The following is a 23,099-nucleotide window of genomic DNA, read 5'->3' on the forward strand; positions in this document are numbered from 1 at the left end:
TCCAAAAGTAGTTATCTATGTTATGTAAATAAGCAATAAACGTATACAAAGCCGATTTTTGTATGGATATCCATACGAAGATCGGTTTTTTGCGTTTTAATCAAAAAGAAGGGATGGTATAATGGAGACAGTCATTTGGTTTTTTAAGGATCAGCAAGGTAAGATTGCTGTACAAGATTGTATTCAAGAACTGATTCGACAATCGGAGTACAATGATGATTTAGAACATCTGGTCGCTCTAATCCTGAAAGGTTTGCAGTTTTTGAGAACGTATGGCATACCGTATGCTATACATGAGTTTTTTAGCACACTTCGTGACGATGGCTCTATATACAGTATTCGAATCGTCAAAGAGTTGAAGTATCACCCTCCTTTACTTGAATTTAGAGTAAATTGGCGAGGGGCAGGTGCGTTCAGAGCAGTATTTTTCGAATACAGGCTGGAGGATACTCAACTGTTGGTATTTACCCAAGCGCTTGTTAAAAATCAAACCCATTCTTTGGACTTTGAGCGAATCGTTGCAATATCCAGAGCACAATATCGTTCGTTTATCAATTCTCCTGAGAAATACATGTCATGAAAAAGGAGATGAGTGCAATGAGTAAATATAGTCACTTGAACCAGAGCTTTGATCAAGTATTAGCAGAAGCAAAAAAGTCCTCTACTCTGAAAAGTTATTTGGAAGGATTGGAAGTAGCGCTAGGCGATATGGTGATGAACCGACGATATGAGCTCGGTTATACGCAGCAACGACTTGCTGAACTTGCTGGTATATCCGTAGATGATATTTCCATTATCGAAGGTGCATGTACTCACTGGAGTTTTGGTCTTTCACTTCAAGATGCAGAAGCTTTTGGAAAAGTGTTTAAAGCTTTAGGAATTGTAGGGCTAACACCGATTATCAACTCTGAGCTGATTAACAAATAGAACGTTTATTAAAAACCGATTTTTGCACAGGAAATGCTGTGTAGAGATCGGTTTTTTGCGTTTTAAAAAGAATAATTCCTAATGAGGTGACTCTAATATGTGGAAGTTACTTAAGGACATTGAAAGTACGCGAGCAGAAATGTGTCGGCTTGCAGATACGCTTGGTTTATTGGCTCCAGAAGTCATTAGCAAATCTCAGGAGCTGGACCAACTACTCAATGAGTTTAGCCAGTATCAGACCATGAATAAGTTAGTTTAAAACGATGATTGCATGTACTTATGCGAGCATCGTTTTTTCTATTCTTAAACTTTAAAAAGGACAGGTGAAGAAGATGAATAAACAAACGATTACGAATCAAGGCACGGTCATTCCTGAGCAGGTAGAAGCAACTCCATTTGAAACATTATTACCTGAGCTTCGCGAAGCGTTATCGCTGTTGGATGATGTATATCTGGCTGCTGATCCCAAGCTCAAAGCAGAGGTATTCAAAGTTTGGCAATCTTTGAATCGTTTGGTAAACAAGCATACTGTTCCAGCAGATCAGGAAGATAAACAGCCTATTCCTTACGTTATGACGACGATCAATAACATGTTTGAAACCATCGATCCTGCAGAAACCGATAATGCTCAAATTGCTGCATCCAGTACAGCGTTTGCACTTGGAATGTATGTTGCGGAAACATTTGGACTTAGTCAGAAGGAGACTATTTTAGATAGTCTTGTCGTAATGATCCAAGCCGGAATGAGGAACGTGACTGAGGATGCTAGCCACTAATTAAAAACCGAAAGGATGATTATATGTCTGATTTCAAATTATTACCGATAGCTACCTTCGCTCAAGGCAACATCCTAATTTGTGTTTTTCCTAGTAGCCGATCGAACGGTGTATATTTGGTAGAGGTAAAACCGTATCAGCATGATTTGGTTATCACACACGAATGCCCAGCTTGCCGGTATAACAGACAGTATAAAAACTGTAAACATGTTTCTGCTGCATTAGCCGCATACAAACGTTGGAAATGTCAGGAGCCATACAAGCGGGTACACACTGTCACGCAAAAGATTGTGCTGAATCCGGCATGGAAACAGGTTCAACTAGATCCCAGTCCCATCGAGCGCATGATGGATGTGATCGCAGGTGCTACCTAACATCGTTGATATAGCAGAGCAACATGGACTCATTGTGGATGCCTCCTCTCGGTTTCGAAAAGAGGTCAAATGTAAATGTCCATTTTGTCATGAAGATAGCAAACCGAACAAACAGAGGAAATACTATCTTTCTCTCAATAGTAAAGACCAAGTGTTCAAGTGCTGGTTTTGCGGCGAGAAGGGCGGTGTCTTTCGATTTATTTCGCTTTTAGAACATGTAGACGAAAAAGATATCGTACAGCGGTATCGCAAACGCAACATCATTCACCCAGCTGAACAGTTGAACCGCAATCAGCGTCATCTGCTTCGTCAATCGCTGGGCGGAGGTAGTGATCCGGACTGGCGACGAATGCGAGAACGGGATATGGCTTACTATAAACGTTCATTGGAATGGTTATGGAGGGAGTGGAATGCGTTTATAGAACACGAAAAGCAGCAAGCGTATTTTTGGCTGTTGCTTGGCATCAAAACGTGGAAGTATGAAAAGTATGTCGAACATATTCGACAGCGAGAGAAGCAGATTGAAGTACCTTTACTTCAATACGTTTGTACAATGTATTCTTTAGCGGAACGTCCGACATGGACAAACGAAGTAGAAGAGAGCGTGGATCGCATGCTGACAGAAATTCAAATGTCAGAGATGAACGAATTAAGATTAAAGGGAGGATAAACAGATGTTAAATCGTGTGATTTTGATTGGACGACTAACCAAAGATCCCGAGCTGCGTTATACACCAACAGGAGTCGCTGTCGCTCAGTTTACGCTGGCGATTGATCGACCGTTTACGAGCCAAGGAGGAGAACGCGAAGCGGATTTTATTCCTATTGTCGTGTGGAGACAGCTGGCAGAAACCTGTGCGAATTATTTGCGCAAAGGTCGCCTAACAGCCGTTGAAGGTCGGATCCAGGTACGAAATTATGAGAATAACGAAGGAAAACGTGTCTATGTCACTGAAGTGATCGCGGATAATGTTCGATTCCTAGAATCCAGTCGTGACGGCGCAAATAGCAACAGTGGAGGGAAGCGTGAAGAATCCTCCTATGGTAGCGGTCATAGTGGGAATCAAAGTAGTAATGGTGGAGCACGTAATCACCAAGATCCGTTTTCAGATGACGGAAAGCCAATCGACATTTCGGATGATGATTTACCATTCTGAGCCGTGTTAATTACAGAGATGAGAGTGGCGTAACAAATGAATAACATGGATTAAAAGGCGAGTGGTTCCTCATGGGGATTCACTCGCCTTTTTTATTTTAAATAAGGAGGAATTTTAAAATGAAAAGAACAGCTTTTACTTGTGATTTATCCAATGAAAATATTCAAGTACAGGTGCAGGAGGCGATGCACTATACACCGGCTGTCCTACGCATTGAAGGTGAAGTAATGGTGATCGAATTGCTTTTAACAAACGCACAGATTGAAGCAGTAGAAGAAGTACTGACAACTTATAGAGCGCGCTGGCTAGGGAATGAAGGTACACAAGCATGACTACCATCACATTAGAACGCTTGACACTTCGGAATTTTAAAGGGTTGGATGAGTTTGTGCTTGTACTTGACGGCAAAGATGTGGCTGTACATGGAACAAACGCTACCGGTAAAACAACAATTGTGGATGCATTTTACTGGCTTCTGTTTGGTAAGGACAGTAACAACCGCACTGACTTTCAAATTAAAAAACTGGATGGGTCGGGTAAAGTGAGGCAGCATATGTTGGAGCACGAAGTCGAAGGAGTGCTTCAAATTGATGGCATCACACGTACTTTTCGTCGGGTATTCGCCGAGAAATGGACTAAAAAACGTGGACAAGTGAAGAAAGAATTCACGGGTCACGAAACGTCCTATTTCGTTGACGATGTTCCGCTGAAAGAAGCTGCCTATAAAGAAGAAGTGGCGCAGATCATTCGAGAAGATTTGTTTCGGTTATTAACCAATCCGATCTTTTTTAATGAGCATTTGAATACGGACAAACGCCGGGGGTTACTACTAGAGGTTTGCGGAGATGTGACTGATGTGGATGTAATCCAAAGCAACAAGGAGCTGACAGACTTGCTTAATATTCTGAATGGCCACAGCATTGAAGATCACCAAAAGGTCGTTGCGAATAAAAAGCGACTACTCAACCAAGAAATTGAAAAGATTCCAGTGCGGATCGATGAAGTACGCCGGAGTGCGCCAGACATATCAAATGTAGATACAATCGAAATGGATGCCTGCATTCAGGAGCTACATGATCGCATTGCAGAAGAGAATCATAAGCTTCAGCATATTCAATCGGACGCTGAAGCTGTCGATCTTCAAAATGAGATTCGTCGTCTTGAAGGTGAAGCATTGGATGTGCTGAATCGACTGAAGGCAAGCAACTTCGACGCAGTATCGATGCATCGTAAAGCATTAAGTGATCATCAATGGGCCTATAATCAACTGACTCAGCACATCGAGAGTCAGCGTAGTCAGATCCAGAACAACCAGCGCCAAATTGATGCAGGAAAGTCAACAGCTCAGACCCTTCGCACACGGTGGATAGAAGTCAAAGCCATGGTTTTTGAGCATGAACACCAAGGCGATGATATTTGTGCAGCGTGCGGTCAGCCATTGCCTGCAGATCAAGTACAAATAGCATGTGAGAAAGCGGAGGCAACTTTCAATGTACAGCGTGCTCAAACGCTTGAACAAATTAATGTAGAAGGCAAAGCAACCATGAAAATGGTCAAGGACCTAGAAGAACGTAACCAGACATTAGCTGCTGAAATTGAATCCTTAAAGCAACAGCAGGCTGACAAAAAAGCGGTCGTTGTTGCGATGCAGGCTGAATTAGACGACTTGGAAGATAGGGTGACTAATCCGCAGCAGGACGAAGAATATCTTGCCATTCAGCAGCAAATCCTAGAAAGACAACATAAACTTACGAATATTCAGAGTCATGAGCAAGATCGTGCATCCGGTATTCATGAAGTTATTGCAACTCTACGTATAGAAGCCAAACAATTGGAACAGCAACGTGCACAAGTCAATCAAGCACATGCAGTAGCTGCTCGTATTCATGAATTGGAGCAACAGGAGTCTCGCCTCGCAGAAGAATACGAACAGCTCGAATATCAAGTGTTTCTGATGGAAACCTTTATTCGAACAAAAGTGAATATGCTAGAGAAACGGATTAACAGCAAATTCAAATGTGCTCGTTTCAAACTATTTGACAAACAGATCAATGGTGGACTGAAAGAAGTATGCGAAACCACGTATAACGGTGTCCCTTATAGTTCTGGATTAAATCACGCAGCTCGGATTAACGTAGGACTGGACATCATCAATACGCTTGCGGAGCATTGTGGCGTGACCGCACCGATCTTTTTGGATAATGCGGAATCCGTTGTACAGTCCATGGATACTCATTCACAGATGATTCGCTTGATTGTCAGTAAAGAAGATACCGCATTGCGAATTGAAAAACAGGAGGCTGTACAAGCATGAGTGATTTTTCTACGGTATTAACCAAAGTCAACGATAATTACTTTCCAATGATTGAGCGTCAGCTCACAGGAAATGGGATTGAAATGGATGAGTACTCGAAGTCTTGTGTACTCAATGCTATCTCTGCTATCAATACAGTGCTGGATAGCAAAAGCATTGGTTGGAATGATGAGAAACTGGATCGTAGTAATATTACTCAAACCTTGATCCAGATCGCATCCCTGAAGTTGAATGCTGCTGCCAGCCCCAGAGAAGTTTATTTTCAGCTTCGTAACCTAAAAGTTAAAGGTGCAGATCATAAAGATATTTGGAAAAAGCAGATTGAAATGGGCATTGAAGGAGATGGCAATGATGCTATTCTTGCTCGTTTTGGTCGCGATGTCAAAAAGGTAGGTCAGTTCTGGCTTGTACGAGAAAATGACCCCTTCACGTATCCACAATATACAGGCTTCGATGTGGTCGCACCGACATGGACACCTACTGGCAAAGGTAATGTAGTCCGGGTGGTTTACCCTATTCTGAAAGTAGACGGCACTGTCGAATACTATATTGCAGAACGAGATGACGTGATCCGAAATTTGGTTGCTCATATGAACAACCAAATGATGAATGAAACCTTTGGTGTCTGCGAAGATCGTTATAAGGCGACAGCAGAGCAGCGAAAAGAAATAGCTGCTCGAAAAGCTCGCATACTTCAGCGAGCCAGTGAGAAAGGACTTGCTGCGTTAGATGATGCAGAGATGCAAGTGTATATGAGCCCTGCTTGGACAGAGCCGCAAAGTCGCGAATCGATGTTGATTCGAAAAATGCGAAATAACGTCGTTAAGAAAATTCCAAAGGATTTCGGAAACTTCTTGATCGAACGTTCTTACCAGGAAGCGAGCGACGAAACACTACGCGAATTGAAAAAAGAAATCGCTCAGCATGCGAACCAAACAGTAATTGATGTAGAACCATTGACGCCTTCATCTGCTTTAGGGGTTGCCGGTGAAGTGGAAGATCTGGATGATTCGCATGAACCCATATCTGGCAGTGATCAGCCGGAGAATAAAAGTAAATCTGAACAAGAACCTGATTTCTGATGATTCATATTCGTACGCTGGCTTCAAGTAGTTCTGGCAATGCCTATCTGATCACAGATGGGCATACGGATCTACTGATCGAAGCAGGTATTCATTACAAAGAAATTCAACATGCGCTTGGCTTTGAAGTTTCCCGCTTAGCTGGCTGCGTGGTATCTCACGAGCATAAGGATCATAGCCTATCTGTTCCGTATTTACTCAAATCCGGAGTGAACGTTTATATGAGCTGGGGTACTGTTGAATCTTTAAAAATCAATAGCCATCGAATCAAGCGAATACAGGCGAAAGAGCGTTTTGCCATTGGAACATGGACGATTCTTCCCTTTGAAGTGGAGCATGACGCAGCGGAGCCGCTAGGTTTCCTGATGATCAATGGAGAAGGCGATAAACTACTGTTTGCGACGGATACATCTTATCTACGGTATCGATTTGAAGGACTCACACATATTATGGTCGAGTGTAATTTCGCGCTTGATATTTTGTATGAAAATGTCGCTTCAGGAGTCGTAGCTGAATCCGTCAAAAGTCGTGTGATTTCTTCTCATTTTTCATTAGAGCATGTAAAGGATTTTTTAAGGAGTAATGATCTGAGCCATGTGGAAGAAATTCATCTGCTACATCTGAGCGATCATAACAGCGATGAGGAACGTTTTAAACGTGAACTAATGGAATTGACCGGCTTGCCGGTTTATATTGCTCAAAAATAAGCTGATTAAAGGAGCAAGAGAAAATGGGATACACTCACTATTGGTATAGAGCAAAAGAAATTGATCCAACTACATTTATCAAGATCCAAAGGGATTTTGAACGTGCTTTGCCAGCTTTGTCTGAAGGAGGTATCAAACTTGGGAATGGATATGGTCTTAGATTCCCGATCATGGATGGAGAGACGATCTTGTTCAATGGATCGGGTGAGCAGGGATACGAGGAGATGTACTTTCCTCGTATCTTGACTATTCATCCAGATGAAAACCCAAATGAACATAAGTATCATTTCGGATGTTGCAAAACCGATCAGCGTCCTTATGATCTGGCAGTCACCGTCTTTTTACGGATTGCTAAACATCATCTACAGGATGATCTGATGATTCGTAGTGATGGAGGGAAGTGTGATTGGGAAGCGGCAGAGCAATTCTATCAACAAGTTTTGAATGAGGGTCTCTGCTATAGGACCAATAAAAAATAATGTATTAAAAGAGAGTTCATGTCTAGTAATCATCTAGATATGAACTCTCTTTACGATTAAGGCAATTATACATTGGATGCAAACTTTAAATATAAATGAGAGGATACTGAATATGAGTCATTTTACAGTTGCTGTTATTACCCCCTCTTTGGACAGCTTGGAAGACCTTTTGGCCTCATTTCAAGAAAACAATATGGGAGATTGCCCGGAAGCTTATCTTGAATTTATTAATGTAGAGGCGGAGTACAAACAAAGATATGAAACAGATACAGCAGAGTATATTGAACTAGAAGAAGGAGATTTGGTTTCTGCACATGATCCTGTGTTCTGTAAACCCATTATGGGAGGAATGATAAGTACGCAGGAAATACCTATGCACTTGAAACGAGTTCAAATTTCTCACTCTACCCAATGTTGATTATTCCTTTAATCATTGCTGACAGTAGTCTGGTTGAACTTTGCGAGATATGCAGCTTCCGCTTATCGTTCTACTGCTTCAACAAATTCGATCCACCATGCCTAACAAAAATCAGTAGTTCGTTATAAAATTGTAATGATTAAAAATAAACACAACTTAGCTAGCAACAAAACTGTTTTTATATCAAGTCGCATATTTTAATGCTATTGGAAATATAATTAAAATTTTAGTTTTATTTTGCAATGATTTATGAGATATGACAAATAGCCGATAAAAGATAGAAGTACAACAAATTTTACTGAATTATTATTTGTGTAAAGGATGAATAGAAATGGATAAAAAATTAGAAAAGAAACAACAACTATATTTAAATATAATCAAGATATGCAATGTTAAAATATCAGGTATTATTCTTATGGTTGTGCTTTTAATAGGTGTTATTAATGAGATAAATATTATAAATGATAATACATGGGTTCAAAAATTATATATAACCATGATAAGTTTATTAGTTATTGCAGTGGTTGGGATTATAATATTTTGTATATTATCTTTATTGATTGAAAATAACGAGAAAGAAATTGGATATAAATATTCCCAAAAAGGTTCTTTAAAAAATTGGTATGAGTTAACTTATAAATATAATGAAAAAATTAAATGGTTAGAAAATATTGAATCTCTATTGAAGAAAAATGGTGTAGATCTGGATAAGTTAAATACTATATTTAGCCCTTCAGGATGCAAAGGTAGGTATGAAAAAGTACTTTCAAAAAAATATCTTAAATCTAGATTTATTGTGACTGATATTCATATTCCAGAAGATCACGAAATAAGTGGAGATAATTATACTTTTTTAGCAGATAGTAACAACGCATTTTGTGCTTCTACCTATTTAAAGCAAAATAATATTAATAATGTAGATCTTATTTGGGATATCAAAGGTGCTATTTGGCATCACCCTGAAAAAAATGATCTCATTGAGCTACTGAGTGAATATCATGAAGTCTTATCTCGAAAGGGAATAATATTGATAGATGCTTATGAATTGAGTATATGGAAAAAATTTTTAAATTACTTGTTTAGTACCTCTAATCGAATTATAGGATATGGTGAAGAATCTTCTTTCTTAAGAATAAAATCTAATATAAATGAAGAAATCGAATGTATGTTTGATATATATGTTATAGGTAAAGGTCTTTATAGAATGGCTATCTTATCTAAACGATCAGAAATATAAACTAAGGAGAGCGTGTACACAAATTGAAAGAGAATATTTTTGAATATTATAAAGAAAATGTTTAAGGAAAAGCATTAGTTTATAATAAAATTTCAATAATATTTAATGAATATAACTTTTGTATTACTTCTTACAATCATTGGGATATTCTCCGCCGTACTAAATTCAGGAAATAAAACAATTTTGAATAGTAGCATGATTGTTTAATTTATAGCATTTTTTAGGTATTGGTTTCTTACTATTTGTTATATTTATTTTTTTAATATCAAAAAAAAGTCTCCATAGAAAGACTGACTGATATGCTACTTACCTATTTTAATTAATATACATAGGTTATATAAATAATGAAAATAAGCAAGTACTCTTCGTCAGGAAAACTTTCAAATGAGAACAGATCATGTACAGTAGGAGCAGCAGGTTTATATTTTATGATCGGAAAGATAAATAAGAACTTGCTAGCTGTTTTTACTTATGCTAAATTAAAGAGGTAATTTAACTTGATCCTTATACTCCCTTTTATGCTGGAGACAAAGGTAGTGTGTGATCCTCGATCCTGCTGACTTATCGAAAGATGAGAAAGAGTGAGGTAAAAGCAGGCTAAAAGAAGTTGTCCGTCCCTCCCGTTTTGCCGGAGACAAGGAACAGAGTACCGAAAGGCTCTCCAAAATGTAGTCCTGATTTAAAAACCACATAAACGTATGTTAAAGCCGATTTTTGCATAGAATGACTATGCGAGGATCGGCTTTTTTGCGTTTACATTAAAACTGAGAGGATGATTACAATGCTACTCAACGTATTTAAAAAACAGAATAAACAGGAGAAAAACATCGAACAAGAGGTAACCACTTTTATTCAGAAAGAACAGGAGCGGCGGCAACAGGCAGATGCTTTTGTACACATGATGCAAAATGTAATTCCTTATGCGATGCAAGAAGTATGGGGAATCACTGATCCGAAAATTATTATTGGCGAAACGGTATTGTTCAAGGTAGATAGTAAATCTTTTATTGTCATGAAAACTCAGTTTACAGAAATTCACGTTTTAGAATTACGTGGTCAAGCATACTGGGCAACCGTTCAAGAAATTATGAATTTTGCTTATGATCTTTTGGAAGATATTAAAAAGCGCGAAGAAGGACGAGACCAATTACTGATCGACCTAAATAAATTGAGTGAACAAATGAGCAATAGCTCTGTTGGTGGCAAAGTCTCCAAAGCCTTTGTACCTGTAGAACCTCAATTTTTGAAAAATAACCCAACGAGCTAACCTTTGATCTCTGTATAAGCAGAGGTCTATTAATTTCCATCAAAAGCCTAGAGGGTGATGACTATGAAACAAATGAGCGTAAGCCAATGCTTAAACAAAAAAGATACGGATGCAAGCTAAACTGAATACACTGGTACGATAGATAATGATACGCAGCCTACCATTGTCTATTGTGTATCAGAAAAGCCGCCAGCTTTCTTACTAGCTCACGAAGAACTCCAAACAGCTTAAACGCTGCTTTGGAGTTCTATTTATTTTAAAGGGAGGGTGAAGCCTGTGATGGTAAATGATTATGTGTCGTACAGTATGGAACGTGCTTATAGTGCTTTTGTACTTGGCAACATCAGCCGTAGTGAATATTGCAACTGTTTGGGCTATCTAATTTACATGAGGAGGTAAAAAAATGAATCCAATTCTAAATGATATGGCTGCCTTGTCAGTACAAACGACAGCAGAGATAATCGGTCACTTAACTTGGGCCGGTGTAGGTGCAATGATTATCAGACCTGATGAACTTAAGCAAAAGCTGATCGATTCTGGATTGGGTGAAGGGTGGATGCCTAAACCTATCCGGCTGCCGGATGCATTTCGCCGGGCAACTTCAGCTAAATTTCGCCAGGAAGTAGCGGAAGGAATGTTTGAAAACTATATGTTCCGAGAAGTCGCTTCCAACAAACAAACCGTTCAACGCAACCTGGTGTGTGAAACGGTGGATACCAAAGGACGGCGGCTTAGCTATAATGAAACGGCTGGTATCGTTGTACTTGATAAAAATACAGGTACGATTGATACTAGCCACACATCGCCCACAGCCAGCCAGATGACTCAAAATGTCATCTTGCGATTCGACATTTGCAAAAATCATTATGAGAGCGCAACACTGCGCACGGTTATAACGAATATCTTAAAAAGTATGTCTCCTACACCTGTCCGACAATCGGGCGGTGTTTATTTTGTTCCAAAGCAATTTGATGTGGAACTTCGTGCGTATATCAATTTTATTCGTTCGCTCGAAAAAGGCGAAGCAGAGAACATTCCAATTATTAACACGAATGATATGCGCGGAATGATTACAAAAAAGCTACTGGAGCATTTAAAAGCAACACTGACGGATTGTAAAACTGGAGTCGACAATCAGCTCAAAAAGGCGGAATTAAAAGTAATTTTGGATAATGCTAAACGGATCGTTGAGGACTGTAAACAATATGAGACCATCGTGACCAACGATCTGAAAAGCATAGAGGAGCTATGTTTGTTAATCCGGCAAAATGTGGCGGATGATTAAATAACGAAAGCATGTTTGGGGATGGAAGAACAAGCCTATATGGAACAATGTGCATTGATTCACCAAGTGTTACAAAATCATATGGAGCTGTACAAAGTAAGGTACAGTCAACATGCAGGTGAACGCATAGAAGAGCGCAATATTACCAGGCGGTTGGTCAAGTATATCTTATACCATTATGAACCGACTGAAATGCATGAAGTCGGTAAATATTCCTATGTTGCATATCCCCTAAGTAATAATGATACTGTATTGACTGTAGTTGATTCTTATGAGGAACGTATAGTAGCGATTAGGCTTGTTATTAAGCAATATTACAGTATCTAATTCACCGTTTTTACTGCCTTAGCGCCGGAATTTGGGCGACACTTTCCTTAGAAAGCAAGCATTCCACCCTAAGATTTGGTGTATATTAAATTACACAATACTTCAGACTAGACGGTGAAATCGATAATGAGAGGAATAAAGACCATGATGATTAATAATGTGGCTACCATCAATTTCCCGGTTGAAATGGTAGATGGGGAGAAACAATTTCCCTGTACTCAGCTGCTGTTCTTGAAAGTATCGTGGATGCCATTCCTGATGATGTTAAAGCTTCCGTTATCATCGACTACGAACAAATTCCAGCCGATTACTTTCAGAAAGTAAAGAAAGAGCTGGGAATCCGATCTGTCAATCATGAGAAGGCTGCATAGCACGAACAGAACCTGCTGGATATGCTAAATCATGCTAGAGCTTTTTCAAATCATAATAATTAAATCGTATATGTATAAAGAGAAGAGTTAAAAGTTTTCTAAATAGAAAGTCTTCAGCTCTTTTTATTTTAAAACAGATTGGAATTGATAACTAAATTATATCTTGGAATATATAGAATACGTAATAAATTTTGTGTTACCACATAGTCATAGCAAGATCATCGCTTGATAACCATTTGCGATCATAAGGATAACCAAATCGCTTAGATGCGATAAGATAGGTTTGTCTGACAGCACGTTTTGGCTTATCAAGAAAGAAGTAGCATTATATGAGCCAATCGTATATATTCGTTACCATGAAATAAACCAGATAAACAATATAAACAATATAATGTGATATCATAAAATCAGAGAAGCTCGCGATTTTCTTTGTATATTTAAATAGATAATTATTTGGAGGAACTATTTTTATGGATCAGAATATTGAAAAGTATTTTTTTGTTCCCAAACCTTTAGAAGCTCTTATTGAAAATGCAATAGTTGTTATTGACACTAATGTACTTTTATCAGCCTATCAATGGAAAGAAATTACTTTTAAAGAAGTGATAGAAAAATTAAAAAAACTGTCAGAAACTAATCGATTGAGAATCCCTGAACATGTATTAGAAGAATTTGTAAATGAACGACCAAAGAGAATTAACGATCTATTAAAAGATTTTAATGATCGAATTAAATCTAAAGTAAATAGTGCCAGTCGATTATCTTCTACTATTCCTTTATTAGAATTATTACCAGAACATCAAAAATATACTGAACTAGAAATAAAATATCAGGAGATTGCAAAAGAATATGCATACCATCTCAATACATTACAAAACGATATAAGAGGATTTTTTAATAATGATCCAGTATTAGAAGCTTTAAGACCAATTTTCAAAAAAGATTGTTTTACTAACATAGATAAAAAATGTAGTCAGCTTTTGAAAGAGGCTACGGAAAGAAAGAAGAATAAGCAACCTCCCTTAACTGGGGGAGATGATAGCAAAAAAATTAATGAATATGGTGATTATTTTATTTGGAAAGATATACTATCTTTAAATACTGATGTGATCTTTGTAAGTAATGATGTAAAAGAAGATTGGTATTATGTTCAAAACAAAAAAGCTCTTTCTCCAAGAAGAGAGCTAATAGAAGAATTCTTCGAATTAAATGATGGAAGTACTTGTTGTATTGTGAATTTGAGTGAATTCATGAAGATTGAAAACCCAGAAATAACAAATGAAGTTTTATATGATTTAGAAACAAATGTAGATGTTTATGATCCAAGTAATGTTGTTAAATGGGCAAGGTATAGGCTTACTTTTGTAGTGAAAAATGAACCCAAAATGGAAATAAGAGATAGGGATGCACTCCAACAACTTTCTGCTATTCTAGATTTTGATGATGGAATTATAGACTATAATAATATTTGGACAAGAAAAACCGAATTAGATTCTATTTATATGGATATAGAAGTTAATATACTTGCATCGCATTTAGCAGCAACTGATGCCATAAATGAATGGTTTTTACAAAATCAAGATAAATATAGATTAGAAATAGTAGAATGGCAAGATATTTAAAAGAATATTAAATTTTTAATGTTTAATAAATATAATGAGTGTTTGCCTATGAAAAATCTTATTTTGATAATTTTAGTGAATCTCTATCATGGGAAATCGGACAATAACATCAATAAGATATGAATACCTTTACGCTCAGGTCAGCATCTAATGCTGCTTATTTGTATTGAGAAGACGATCAGTATAAGTTAAGAGAGAAAAATATCAATAGAAATAAAGTTAGTAATCATCAGGAATTAATATTTTTTATACTATTTATTTAAACGGTTAGAATATGTAGTAAGCCTAAGTAGTGTAAAAGCGGAGCATAGAGTGGATTGGAGAGAGAAGAAACAGTTTGCAGTCCATGTTTGTAAGAAGGTGAAAGCTCCTAAGCTGACAATAGTTAAAGATAACGCTACTCATGATGGTTATAACGCATGAACTTAGGCTGTAATGAATCGGTGGGCCAAGTTAGAAGCAACATTAAATTGAACTGCTGTTTGCGGGAGATTCGTCTAGTGCTCCTGTTACATATATGGAGATCATGGTATCTATAGACAATAATAGGGCATTTTTGCCGATCTAAAAACCGGTTATAGCTATCCAGTGTCGGCATTATCGATCCGGGAAAAGTGAATTTTTTATAGATTGGTTAGCTTGCTGTTTGAAAGGTATTACAAGCTTGATGCACGTGCATGCGCAGAGTTTGACCGCATGGGGAACCGATCAAAAAGCTTCATTTATGACGTTTTCGCCACAAGCGTTACGGTTATTGTGGGATGTTTCAGGAGGAGTTCTACCTAGTCGTAAGCGAATAGATACATTAAAAAAGCACCTCAAACACATATAAGAAGATATTACATGTATCCAAACATCGCTGAAGATGTGGATGTATACGGGTGATCAAGCTGAAGACAACCCACATTGTATAACGGATCAGCGAAAAGAGATAAAAGAAAGAAAATCCTATGTGGAGCAGCTTCTTTTAAGTTTTGAAGAGGATCAACGTGTAACAAGAGAAACCATAGTAACCTATAAACGAAGTATTGCCGATTCTTTTAAGATGGGATTTCCGCTGCTTCAAAGTACATTTTTAAGTGAACTGAGACGTTGGAATGCTCTATCGGTTCATCTTCAACTTACAAACTCAAACGCCTTGGACTCAAGCGGAATCAAGCTTCACACCAAAGAACCTCTATCACAGGTTGAAAAAGAGAGCATTGCATGGGCATTTTGGAGCGCATCGATGCACATCTTATCGTTGCCTATTTGCCTGCTACAAGTTCAATTATTAAAAGAGTCTCAATCAGATATGATTATAGAAACGTTAAATATGCTAGCTTCAAGTAAACAGGTAATTGTGTTTAATGCTGATCCAATATCAAATAAAGGGAGCGATTCTTATCAATCATCAGGACGAGGCGTTAGAGCAAGCGACAATCATGCTGCATCAGTATTTTCAACAAGCGACGAATGATCCATTTGTTCCTATTGATGCAGACTCGCTTACTCAAGTGATAATTCAATCATTTCAATTAGCTTAGACTGCACACTTAGATAAGTTCTTTGTTCGTCAACCATCTATTACCAAACAAAAGTCTCACTGGTACGAGTGGTGGCTCTATTCTACTCAACATCAATAGTCTATAGGTATGAGTATTTTGCCGCTTTGTTGGAACATTGAAAAAAAATCGTTCACAATGCTATCACAATGGTATGAGCTTCAGAGTGTGGCCGATATGCCTTTTACGATTTGTTCAGTCCTCAACGAATAAAAGAGGATAATCAGTCTAATATAGAATTTATTGCTGAAAATCTTATCGATTTACTTGGAAGAGATTTTGAAGGGTGTACGATCGGCCCGCCAAAGGAAGAGTTAAGTGAAGGAACGCTGATTCATTCTATACTGCCAGACCATGTATTGAACGCAATGTTAAATGTTCTTTTTATAAATAATGCGTTTGATAGCAATCCCAGTCTTTTATTGATGACTTTGTTAGATGAAGAAGAATAAGATCGGGCTTACTTTAATCAAGATTACATAGAAAGTAGAGATCTTTGTGGGGACGGAAGGTAATTTCATTCAGCAGTTAATGCAACACAAGTTTAAAGAACATACGGATCAAGTCGTCGGTGATCATAAACACTGTGATCATTGTCCGGGATTATCTCGATGTCCATTAGATTTTTCAGGGCATTTTACAAAGTTATATGTGCATGATACAGACGCAGGATTAAAACTGTATGCTCGTAAAGCACCCTGCAAAAAACAGTTCAGTTTTAGGCACAATGAGAATGTTAAAAAGCGGATCAGCAGCTATTTTATTGATATGGATCTATTAGAGTCTGCCTTTGATGCTGTAGAAATTGTGAAACGAGAACCGCAGCTTACCCTTGCTGTACGAGAAATTATGGAATATGTCAACAGTGTGAAAAGTAATAAGGAGAGCTTGCCGATCAATGGGTTGTATCTGCAGGGGCCTTTTGGGACGGGTAAAACTTTTCTAATGAGCTATTTGCTTTACGAGATGGCTAAACAGGGTTACACCGATGTTATTGTATACATTCCTGAGTTTATCGAAGACTTAAAGATGATGATGACAGATAATACTAAGTTGCGGCAGACAATTCAGGCACTCAAAGACACGGATTTCTTGGTGTTTGACGATATCGGCGCTGAGGCATTAAATCCTTGGGCCCGCGATCATATTCTAGGTGCGATCCTGAATCAACGAATGAATAAAAAGCCCACGTTCTACACGTCTAACTATGTGCTGAGTGACTTGCTAAAGCATCTAAGCTTCACGAACAAAGAAGGAGAAAGTAAGAGATGAAGGGTCAACGGCTTATGGAGGTATAGAGCCATTTTTGAAGGTTTTTGAGGTACATGGGAAGAATCAAGGATAAAGCATTTTATAGATATTTTAATAATTCTTGTTATTTAAATGATAAAGGAGTGTAAGAAGAATGGGGCAAGCGAGTGGAAAGCTTTGTATTTATTCAAAAAAGAATGAAGAGCATGCTACCTTTAAAAAAGGTGAACATATAATTCCTGCTAGTCTAGGAGGAATAAAGGAATTACCAAAAGGGTATGTAGCTGATGATGTGAATATGAAATTTTCAACAATGGAGAATGATTATTTAGGACCTTCTCCTGCAGGAATACTTCGTAAATTTTATGGCCCTGGGAAACGAGGAAGTTCAAAAAATGATGGTGGGGCGAAAACAGATATAGTCTATGAGCCGCATCATAAACTAAGTTATATGTCAAAAGGAATAGCTTATAGAATCCCTCAAATTCACTTTAGTACTGCTACTATAGATTTCATTCCTAGAGATGGGGTTATTGTTGAGAAGGAGCTAAATAGTTTTGTTCAAGAACTTCATCGTTATAAACATACTGATTTAGATTATCGGTTCATTCAAGATGATCTTATTCCAAAAAATGAATATTACCTTGGTTACGGCGAACATAGAAACAAAAATCAGTGGATTCTTGCTAGTAGTCATCCAATATTAAAAGAAACAGTAGAAGAAAAATTACATTCTTTTTTGAAATCGTATACAAATAATGGTGAACTAGGTATTAAACCAGTTCAGATACCACCTAATGCCCAACTAAACTTAGAAACTGAATGGAATGAAGACTTCTTTTTTAGAGTATCTGCTAAGATTGTTTTTAATTATTTAGCGCTGACTAAAGGTCAGCATTATGTTTTAGAATCACAGTTCGATCCTATACGTAATTGGATTTTAAATGGAGGCGACAATAACTTTACCAGCCCAAATACTTATGAAATTGTGAAGCGTCTTCAAGAGGTAGATGATCCAATTTCATTAAAAAAAAGTAAGACAGATATTTATCTCCATAGGATTACACTTTGGCAAAAGGAAAACTTAGTATTAGGTACACTAGAATTGTACGGAGGATTGATTTCAGTACTCGTTGTTTTGAGTACAACATACAACAATGGTGCTTTTAAGCCAGAGTGTATGGTATGCGATTTTGAAAATTCAAGAGAATCATAGAATAAATAGACATGTTCTTATATTAATCATGAAGAAATCCAATCTTCCAATACAATATTAAGTACTCTGTTTATTCCAAGAAGTAGTTCAGGGGGAGTGATATTTGTTTTATTCTCATAAATAGTAGTCAATCCCGCAATATCAGTAGAAACCGTACAACGGCCAAGTATGCTTATTTTCTGTATGAAGCTTATCTAGAAAATGGAAGTGTTATTCTTTCTCATGATTATGATATGCATGGTGATAAAGTGAGACTTATGTTAAATCAACGGATTCGTGTGCCAAAGGATCAGGGCATGAAGTGATATGTCGAATTAAAAACTATAAAAAAAGTAAAAAATAAAAAAGACCTGTAAAGGTCTTTTTTTAGATACCTTAGCTTTAAAGGCTATTCATTCGGGAGGAAGTCCTCATTCTTCAATCCGTGCTTGATAAAGAGTTCGCCCATTTTAGTAATAGAATAATCGGTATGTTTTTCAGAAGATCCCTCTAAACCAAATTCTCCATTAAGTTCGTATGGATCTGGTGCCAAACCAACATTAGTTTGAACTAATCCGCTATTTGATAGTGCTTGCGCTTGATCTCCAAAGAGACTTTTTTTGTCAGCATATTTTTTTAAAAACTCAAAATCCTCGTAAAACCCATCATTTAGGCATTTTGTTAATCGCCAAAAATCACTTGTAGATATTTTTTCATACAAAAATGCTCTAAACAAGTTTAAAAAAAGAGGCAGTTTTTCGACACGCTCAATTTTATCAAGAGCAAGTAGAAGATTATCGACAAAATGAGACTCGTTGTCTAAATACTTTTGAGCAAAGTTAATTCTTTTTTCAAAAGAAATCTCTGCTAAATTCATCAGAAAATACTCTAATTTAGATTCTAAAATAGTAGCTGATATTATTTTTGGCAATTTGAATAGTTGCACAGCTGTATTAGTTCCAGGAATATCTTTAAGTACTCCCTCCTTTAAAATACTATCGAAGGTTGCCTCAATCAATGGGGTAGTTAAAGATTCAGACTTTGTTATGACTTTTAAGCATTGTTTAAATACATGAATAGGTCCATATAATTTCATAGGTTTTGTCCCTTCTATATTTTCTCTATTTATAACAAAGAGATCACAATTAATCTCGAATTGAATATAAGCTATTTATTTGCGCAGCGCTTAACAAAGGACGTACATTTTTTAACTGCCAATCTTCAAGGTTAAGTAAATCTTGCTTGTATCTGCCCCTCATCGTTATTTTAAAATGCGAAGGGATATAAGCAATCTTATATCTTTTAAATCGCCATACAAGTATAGCAGCTTGTTTAGGGGTGAATTTCTTATTTTCTTTATAGTACTTTTCAAAAGATTCAATTTTAAATTCGTCATCTACACTTGCTAAAGCAATTAGCGAATAGATAACGGACTTCACTTTGGCATCAGCAATCAATTTAGCCTTATTCGTTTTGATTTTTTTATTGGCATCATCTTGCGATAAAGTAACACCATACTGATCTTGTACCGTAATGTGAAAACGAATTATGCACTCTGATCCGATCCAAAGAGAATTTTGATTCAGTTTATTCGCAATCTCAAATTGATAACGTAAATGTTGTTGGCCACAAAGTTCGCACACTTTATCGGGCGTTTCCATATCGATCATTTGATCGGTATGATACCACTCTTCTAAAGCTTTTTTTATATTATATTTTTCGATACTTTTAGGAAAGATAGAAGCAGATACTCTTTGCATATATAGATTCATAGCTAACCCCCTAGTAGATTAGTGCTACATCAAAGCTGCAGAAGTAGATCGATAATTTTTCACTTTGCATCCGAGTTCATTTGCTGTTTTGTTAGTGAAACGATATAAGCTGATAGTACATGAATTTGTTCATTCATAGAAAGTTGATGAATATTAAAAAATTCTGAAGCTAATTCCTCAAATTGATCCTGCGCCCGATCGATATTTTTCGTGATCGGTACCTCAATCCATACGCCTGGTATGACCGAAAAAATATCACAAATACCTGCGAGAACATCAAATGGAAGTTCTTTGATCGTATTATTGCAGCTTAGGGTAGAGTTTTTTTATACTCTGTTATCCATGGTAATCCAGTATTAGCTTCTAACTGAGCTAAGTCATAACCACGTAATTTTGGCGGGAAATTATTAACATTATGCAGTACCTGAATCTGGAACACAGAAATGATTTTTGACATATTCATCAACTCTTTCCTTTGGGAGTCCAAGTATTGTACCGCAATGCGTTCAAGCTTGACAATCCCCTATTGGTATGCATCGCCGATTCGGTACTCGAAATGAGATCATATAAAATTGTAAGGTCCTTGCAAGCGGTGATCAGTCTGTGGCTCATCAAAACCAAAGGTGTTCCACAAAAATGTCATAATCCGTTCGACTGCTTCATTTTGCTGATGTTCATTGAAAGATTCTATTAAAATTTCTGGCATTCGTAGATTGTCCTCATCAATTGCAATAGGATCTCTACCTATAGGGGGCAAATGATATCCAATTACTCCATTAACTCCAATCATTTCGAAAAAAATATAAAATGGATCTCTCATTTCTAAAATTTCATAATTACGTGCCTGTTTTTTAAAGGCTATAGTAAGCTTTTCTTTAAAGAGTAGAGTTTCAAAAAAATCTTTTGGCAGTTCTAAATTTAGTTCATTTTCATAATTAAAGGGATAACCACTGATTTGTTCGATAATACCATTATTGAATATCTGGGTATGGCCATTACTGTAAGAATTCATCATGTTTCCATATTCTCTGTGCATAGTACCATAGGCATTAATAATCGGTATATATGGAGACGATCCAAGTAAAGAATGATCAAGTTCACTTCTATTTTGAACCACAGGATACAAGTCAATCGATTCAAAAGCAGATAGAGGCACATAATGGATAAGAACATATGGAGGTCTTACGCGATAGGTATCTTTAGCTTTTTGTATACGCTTCTCACGAAATTGATCATACAATTGAATAAAATCATAGCGACCATTAATCATTCTACGCACCTCTTCTGCACTAAATGGAGTATTCTGGGAATTTGTACGTTTTATAAGTTTCCCGGAACCTTTAACCATATGAGGAGCATTCCAACTTCTGAAGGCACGAACTACTACAACATATCTTTTATCTTGAATAGGGATGCATTTAACTCTAATTTGTCTAAGCCCGGGATCAAGTCCATCCAAAAGCTGACTTGTGATTGATCGGATAGTCTGATCTTGATCCTCCAATTCAACTCCTGTCATTTGGTGTAGCTCTCCTTTTTTTCCTTCAGTAATCCCCATTAATAGATCTCCACCTGAAGCATTTGCAAAAGCAGCAACACTTTCTTTTAATGAGTCTCCTTGTAGAACTTTTGTTTTATAATCTAATTGCTGTCCTTCTACAGTTTGATCGTCAATCAGTTGTTGTAAGTCAGTTATGGATAAATAATCGAAATCTTTGTAAAAAGTGGTCATAGTTTGCACGCCTCCGGGTTGTTTGTGAATTGGATGTATTCTTTATAGTCACTGAGTACGTTTTGACAGGGTTCATGTGGATCAAATCGAAAAGTTGGGTATTTTTTTCGCAAGGTAGGACTGTTGTACATTTTTCGTATGATAACCAAAGGCGGAGTATGTGCAGGTACAGTAGATCGTCCTGCACAGTAAGAAGTATAGGTGATACCGCACTCATTGCAGAAAGCCTTTGCGGTATCACACCAAACATTGTTATAGATCACATAAGGTATTTTAGTGACCAGTATAGGACGATAACCGGGAAATGAGTTTAAAAACTGAATGATCAAATGCATCAACCCAGCTCTCAAGTTTGTAGGAATTCAGGGTGGAGTAGACGAGAGTGGTTGTAATTCTGTGTGCAGAACAAAGAGCAGCTTTGCATGGGTATTCATGCTGATTATAGACGATGTATTGAGCAGGATTGATGCGTAAACTGACAGGTGTACTTGCAGCAACTTCAACGGTCCATCCAGTGCGAATACGGTAATCCTCGTACGAATATACAACACGCATACCTTTATCAGCATGATCGCTTGTTCTAGATCCTGCCTGAATATCTATTTTAATATCGCCATTTCTCATAACGTAGATAATAGGATCGATTACTTCTTCTCTTCAGTTTGATTTACGTAACGACTTTTCTAGTTTAAACATGGCATGTGCGTCTTTCACTTGCTAATCAGTCATATCTCTTTAAACGTTCATTAGGAAAATCATGAAGTAGTTATATAGGATACGATATAACTTTCACTCTGCATCACTCATGCGAGTCACTACTGTTGCTTTCCTCTTCAGATTTATATTGAATGACTTGATCTAATCTTAAATTATAAGTTTTACATAAAACGGTAACTGTATTTAAAGAAACATTTCCATCTTGCCAAATCTTTGCTGCCGTTTTTGGAAATAATCCAGTTTCGAGTAACAACTCTTTTTTTGCTTAATCGAAAAGAATGTTTTGTAGGTGATAAAGTAAAAAATAAACAATCTAGTGAGCAATAACAAACCGCCTTCAATGCTATTCTATATGCGGAGTTGAATTCAATTACATACTTATCTGTAGCATTATCCAGATAGAGTAGTTCTGAAATATCACTCGACTCAAAATGATCATCGATAACCTGCAGACTTAATCGTGTAGAGATCTTATCGACACAGACAAGCGCTGCTGAATAGAGAGTTCCTTTAAAATAAACTGATTGATTCGTTCAATTTTTCCT

Annotated in this window: 25 protein-coding genes; 21 read left to right on the plus strand and 4 right to left on the minus strand. The window is 37.1% G+C overall.

All coding sequences use genetic code 11. The features are described 5' to 3' along the window. Nucleotides 1-121: 121 nt before the first annotated feature. The 21 genes from PQ460_RS10920 to PQ460_RS11020 all read left to right on the plus strand — a co-directional run bounded on the left by PQ460_RS10920 (nucleotide 122) and on the right by PQ460_RS11020 (nucleotide 18,354). Complete coding sequence (locus tag PQ460_RS10920; protein WP_274172685.1) at nucleotides 122-580, plus strand: hypothetical protein; 459 nt, start codon at nucleotides 122-124, stop codon at nucleotides 578-580. A gap of 17 nt (nucleotides 581-597) precedes the next feature. After that, the gene (locus PQ460_RS10925; RefSeq protein ID WP_274172686.1) at nucleotides 598-927 is read left to right on the plus strand and encodes a helix-turn-helix domain-containing protein; all 330 of its coding nucleotides are present in this window, start codon (nucleotides 598-600) and stop codon (nucleotides 925-927) included. Nucleotides 928-1,024: 97 nt separating this feature from the next. Next, the gene (locus PQ460_RS10930; protein ID WP_274172687.1) at nucleotides 1,025-1,186 is read left to right on the plus strand and encodes an aspartyl-phosphate phosphatase Spo0E family protein; all 162 of its coding nucleotides are present in this window, start codon (nucleotides 1,025-1,027) and stop codon (nucleotides 1,184-1,186) included. Between the two features lie 73 nt (nucleotides 1,187-1,259). Next, on the plus strand, nucleotides 1,260-1,703 hold the full coding sequence (locus PQ460_RS10935) for a hypothetical protein (RefSeq protein ID WP_274172688.1): 444 nt from the start codon (nucleotides 1,260-1,262) through the stop codon (nucleotides 1,701-1,703). 408 nt (nucleotides 1,704-2,111) lie between these two features. Beyond that, entirely contained in the window at nucleotides 2,112-2,747 is a 636-nt protein-coding gene (locus PQ460_RS10940) for a hypothetical protein (protein WP_274172915.1), read from the plus strand. Between the two features lie 4 nt (nucleotides 2,748-2,751). Continuing rightward, entirely contained in the window at nucleotides 2,752-3,234 is a 483-nt protein-coding gene (gene ssb / locus PQ460_RS10945) for a single-stranded DNA-binding protein (RefSeq protein WP_274172689.1), read from the plus strand. 119 nt (nucleotides 3,235-3,353) lie between these two features. After that, a complete protein-coding gene (locus tag PQ460_RS10950) occupies nucleotides 3,354-3,566 on the plus strand; it encodes a hypothetical protein (RefSeq protein ID WP_274172690.1) in 213 nt (70 codons plus the stop codon). Next, nucleotides 3,563-5,548 carry an ATP-binding protein gene (locus PQ460_RS10955; RefSeq protein WP_274172691.1) on the plus strand — a complete coding sequence of 662 codons (1,986 nt, stop codon included), beginning with the start codon at nucleotides 3,563-3,565 and terminating at the stop codon, nucleotides 5,546-5,548. Before PQ460_RS10950 ends, PQ460_RS10955 begins: the two co-directional genes overlap by 4 nt. After that, complete coding sequence (locus PQ460_RS10960) at nucleotides 5,545-6,630, plus strand: hypothetical protein (protein ID WP_274172692.1); 1,086 nt, start codon at nucleotides 5,545-5,547, stop codon at nucleotides 6,628-6,630. Before PQ460_RS10955 ends, PQ460_RS10960 begins: the two co-directional genes overlap by 4 nt. After that, nucleotides 6,630-7,337: an MBL fold metallo-hydrolase gene (locus PQ460_RS10965; protein WP_274172693.1), complete on the plus strand. Its 708-nt coding sequence runs from the start codon at nucleotides 6,630-6,632 to the stop codon at nucleotides 7,335-7,337. The genes PQ460_RS10960 and PQ460_RS10965 overlap by 1 nt, the downstream gene beginning before the upstream one ends. A 23-nt stretch (nucleotides 7,338-7,360) precedes the next feature. Then, nucleotides 7,361-7,816: a hypothetical protein gene (locus PQ460_RS10970; protein WP_274172694.1), complete on the plus strand. Its 456-nt coding sequence runs from the start codon at nucleotides 7,361-7,363 to the stop codon at nucleotides 7,814-7,816. Between the two features lie 112 nt (nucleotides 7,817-7,928). Continuing rightward, a complete protein-coding gene (locus PQ460_RS10975) occupies nucleotides 7,929-8,234 on the plus strand; it encodes a hypothetical protein (RefSeq protein ID WP_274172695.1) in 306 nt (101 codons plus the stop codon). A gap of 331 nt (nucleotides 8,235-8,565) precedes the next feature. Next, nucleotides 8,566-9,471 carry a hypothetical protein gene (locus tag PQ460_RS10980; protein ID WP_274172696.1) on the plus strand — a complete coding sequence of 302 codons (906 nt, stop codon included), beginning with the start codon at nucleotides 8,566-8,568 and terminating at the stop codon, nucleotides 9,469-9,471. A gap of 772 nt (nucleotides 9,472-10,243) precedes the next feature. Further along, nucleotides 10,244-10,738 (plus strand): hypothetical protein, encoded by a 495-nt coding sequence (locus PQ460_RS10985; RefSeq protein ID WP_274172697.1) that lies wholly within the window; start codon nucleotides 10,244-10,246, stop codon nucleotides 10,736-10,738. A 403-nt stretch (nucleotides 10,739-11,141) separates the two neighbouring features. Further along, complete coding sequence (locus PQ460_RS10990) at nucleotides 11,142-12,023, plus strand: DUF6744 family protein (RefSeq protein WP_274172698.1); 882 nt, start codon at nucleotides 11,142-11,144, stop codon at nucleotides 12,021-12,023. Nucleotides 12,024-12,044: 21 nt separating this feature from the next. After that, the gene (locus tag PQ460_RS10995; protein WP_274172699.1) at nucleotides 12,045-12,350 is read left to right on the plus strand and encodes a DUF4258 domain-containing protein; all 306 of its coding nucleotides are present in this window, start codon (nucleotides 12,045-12,047) and stop codon (nucleotides 12,348-12,350) included. Between the two features lie 841 nt (nucleotides 12,351-13,191). After that, a complete protein-coding gene (locus tag PQ460_RS11000; protein WP_274172700.1) occupies nucleotides 13,192-14,343 on the plus strand; it encodes a PIN-like domain-containing protein in 1,152 nt (383 codons plus the stop codon). An 871-nt stretch (nucleotides 14,344-15,214) separates the two neighbouring features. Continuing rightward, complete coding sequence (locus PQ460_RS11005) at nucleotides 15,215-15,802, plus strand: hypothetical protein (RefSeq protein ID WP_274172701.1); 588 nt, start codon at nucleotides 15,215-15,217, stop codon at nucleotides 15,800-15,802. A gap of 276 nt (nucleotides 15,803-16,078) precedes the next feature. Next, entirely contained in the window at nucleotides 16,079-16,339 is a 261-nt protein-coding gene (locus tag PQ460_RS11010) for a hypothetical protein (protein ID WP_274172702.1), read from the plus strand. A gap of 46 nt (nucleotides 16,340-16,385) precedes the next feature. Beyond that, nucleotides 16,386-17,159 carry an AFG1/ZapE family ATPase gene (zapE, locus tag PQ460_RS11015; protein ID WP_274172703.1) on the plus strand — a complete coding sequence of 258 codons (774 nt, stop codon included), beginning with the start codon at nucleotides 16,386-16,388 and terminating at the stop codon, nucleotides 17,157-17,159. A gap of 133 nt (nucleotides 17,160-17,292) precedes the next feature. Then, nucleotides 17,293-18,354: a hypothetical protein gene (locus PQ460_RS11020; protein WP_274172704.1), complete on the plus strand. Its 1,062-nt coding sequence runs from the start codon at nucleotides 17,293-17,295 to the stop codon at nucleotides 18,352-18,354. A gap of 388 nt (nucleotides 18,355-18,742) precedes the next feature. Here the strand turns inward: PQ460_RS11020 and PQ460_RS11025 are convergent, their stop codons facing one another. The 4 genes from PQ460_RS11025 to PQ460_RS11040 all read right to left on the minus strand — a co-directional run bounded on the left by PQ460_RS11025 (nucleotide 18,743) and on the right by PQ460_RS11040 (nucleotide 22,461). Further along, nucleotides 18,743-19,429, minus strand: a complete 687-nt coding sequence (locus PQ460_RS11025) for a hypothetical protein (RefSeq protein WP_274172705.1) — start codon at nucleotides 19,427-19,429, stop codon at nucleotides 18,743-18,745. Nucleotides 19,430-19,478: 49 nt separating this feature from the next. Then, nucleotides 19,479-20,105, minus strand: a complete 627-nt coding sequence (locus PQ460_RS11030) for a hypothetical protein (RefSeq protein WP_274172706.1) — start codon at nucleotides 20,103-20,105, stop codon at nucleotides 19,479-19,481. A 562-nt stretch (nucleotides 20,106-20,667) separates the two neighbouring features. After that, complete coding sequence (locus PQ460_RS11035; RefSeq protein WP_274172707.1) at nucleotides 20,668-21,837, minus strand: AlbA family DNA-binding domain-containing protein; 1,170 nt, start codon at nucleotides 21,835-21,837, stop codon at nucleotides 20,668-20,670. Nucleotides 21,838-22,110: 273 nt separating this feature from the next. Beyond that, nucleotides 22,111-22,461: a hypothetical protein gene (locus PQ460_RS11040; RefSeq protein WP_274172708.1), complete on the minus strand. Its 351-nt coding sequence runs from the start codon at nucleotides 22,459-22,461 to the stop codon at nucleotides 22,111-22,113. Nucleotides 22,462-23,099 lie beyond the last annotated feature (638 nt).

Source organism: Paenibacillus sp. KACC 21273, assembly GCF_028736095.1.
In the GTDB taxonomy this organism is placed as follows: domain Bacteria; phylum Bacillota; class Bacilli; order Paenibacillales; family Paenibacillaceae; genus Saccharibacillus; species Saccharibacillus kyungheensis.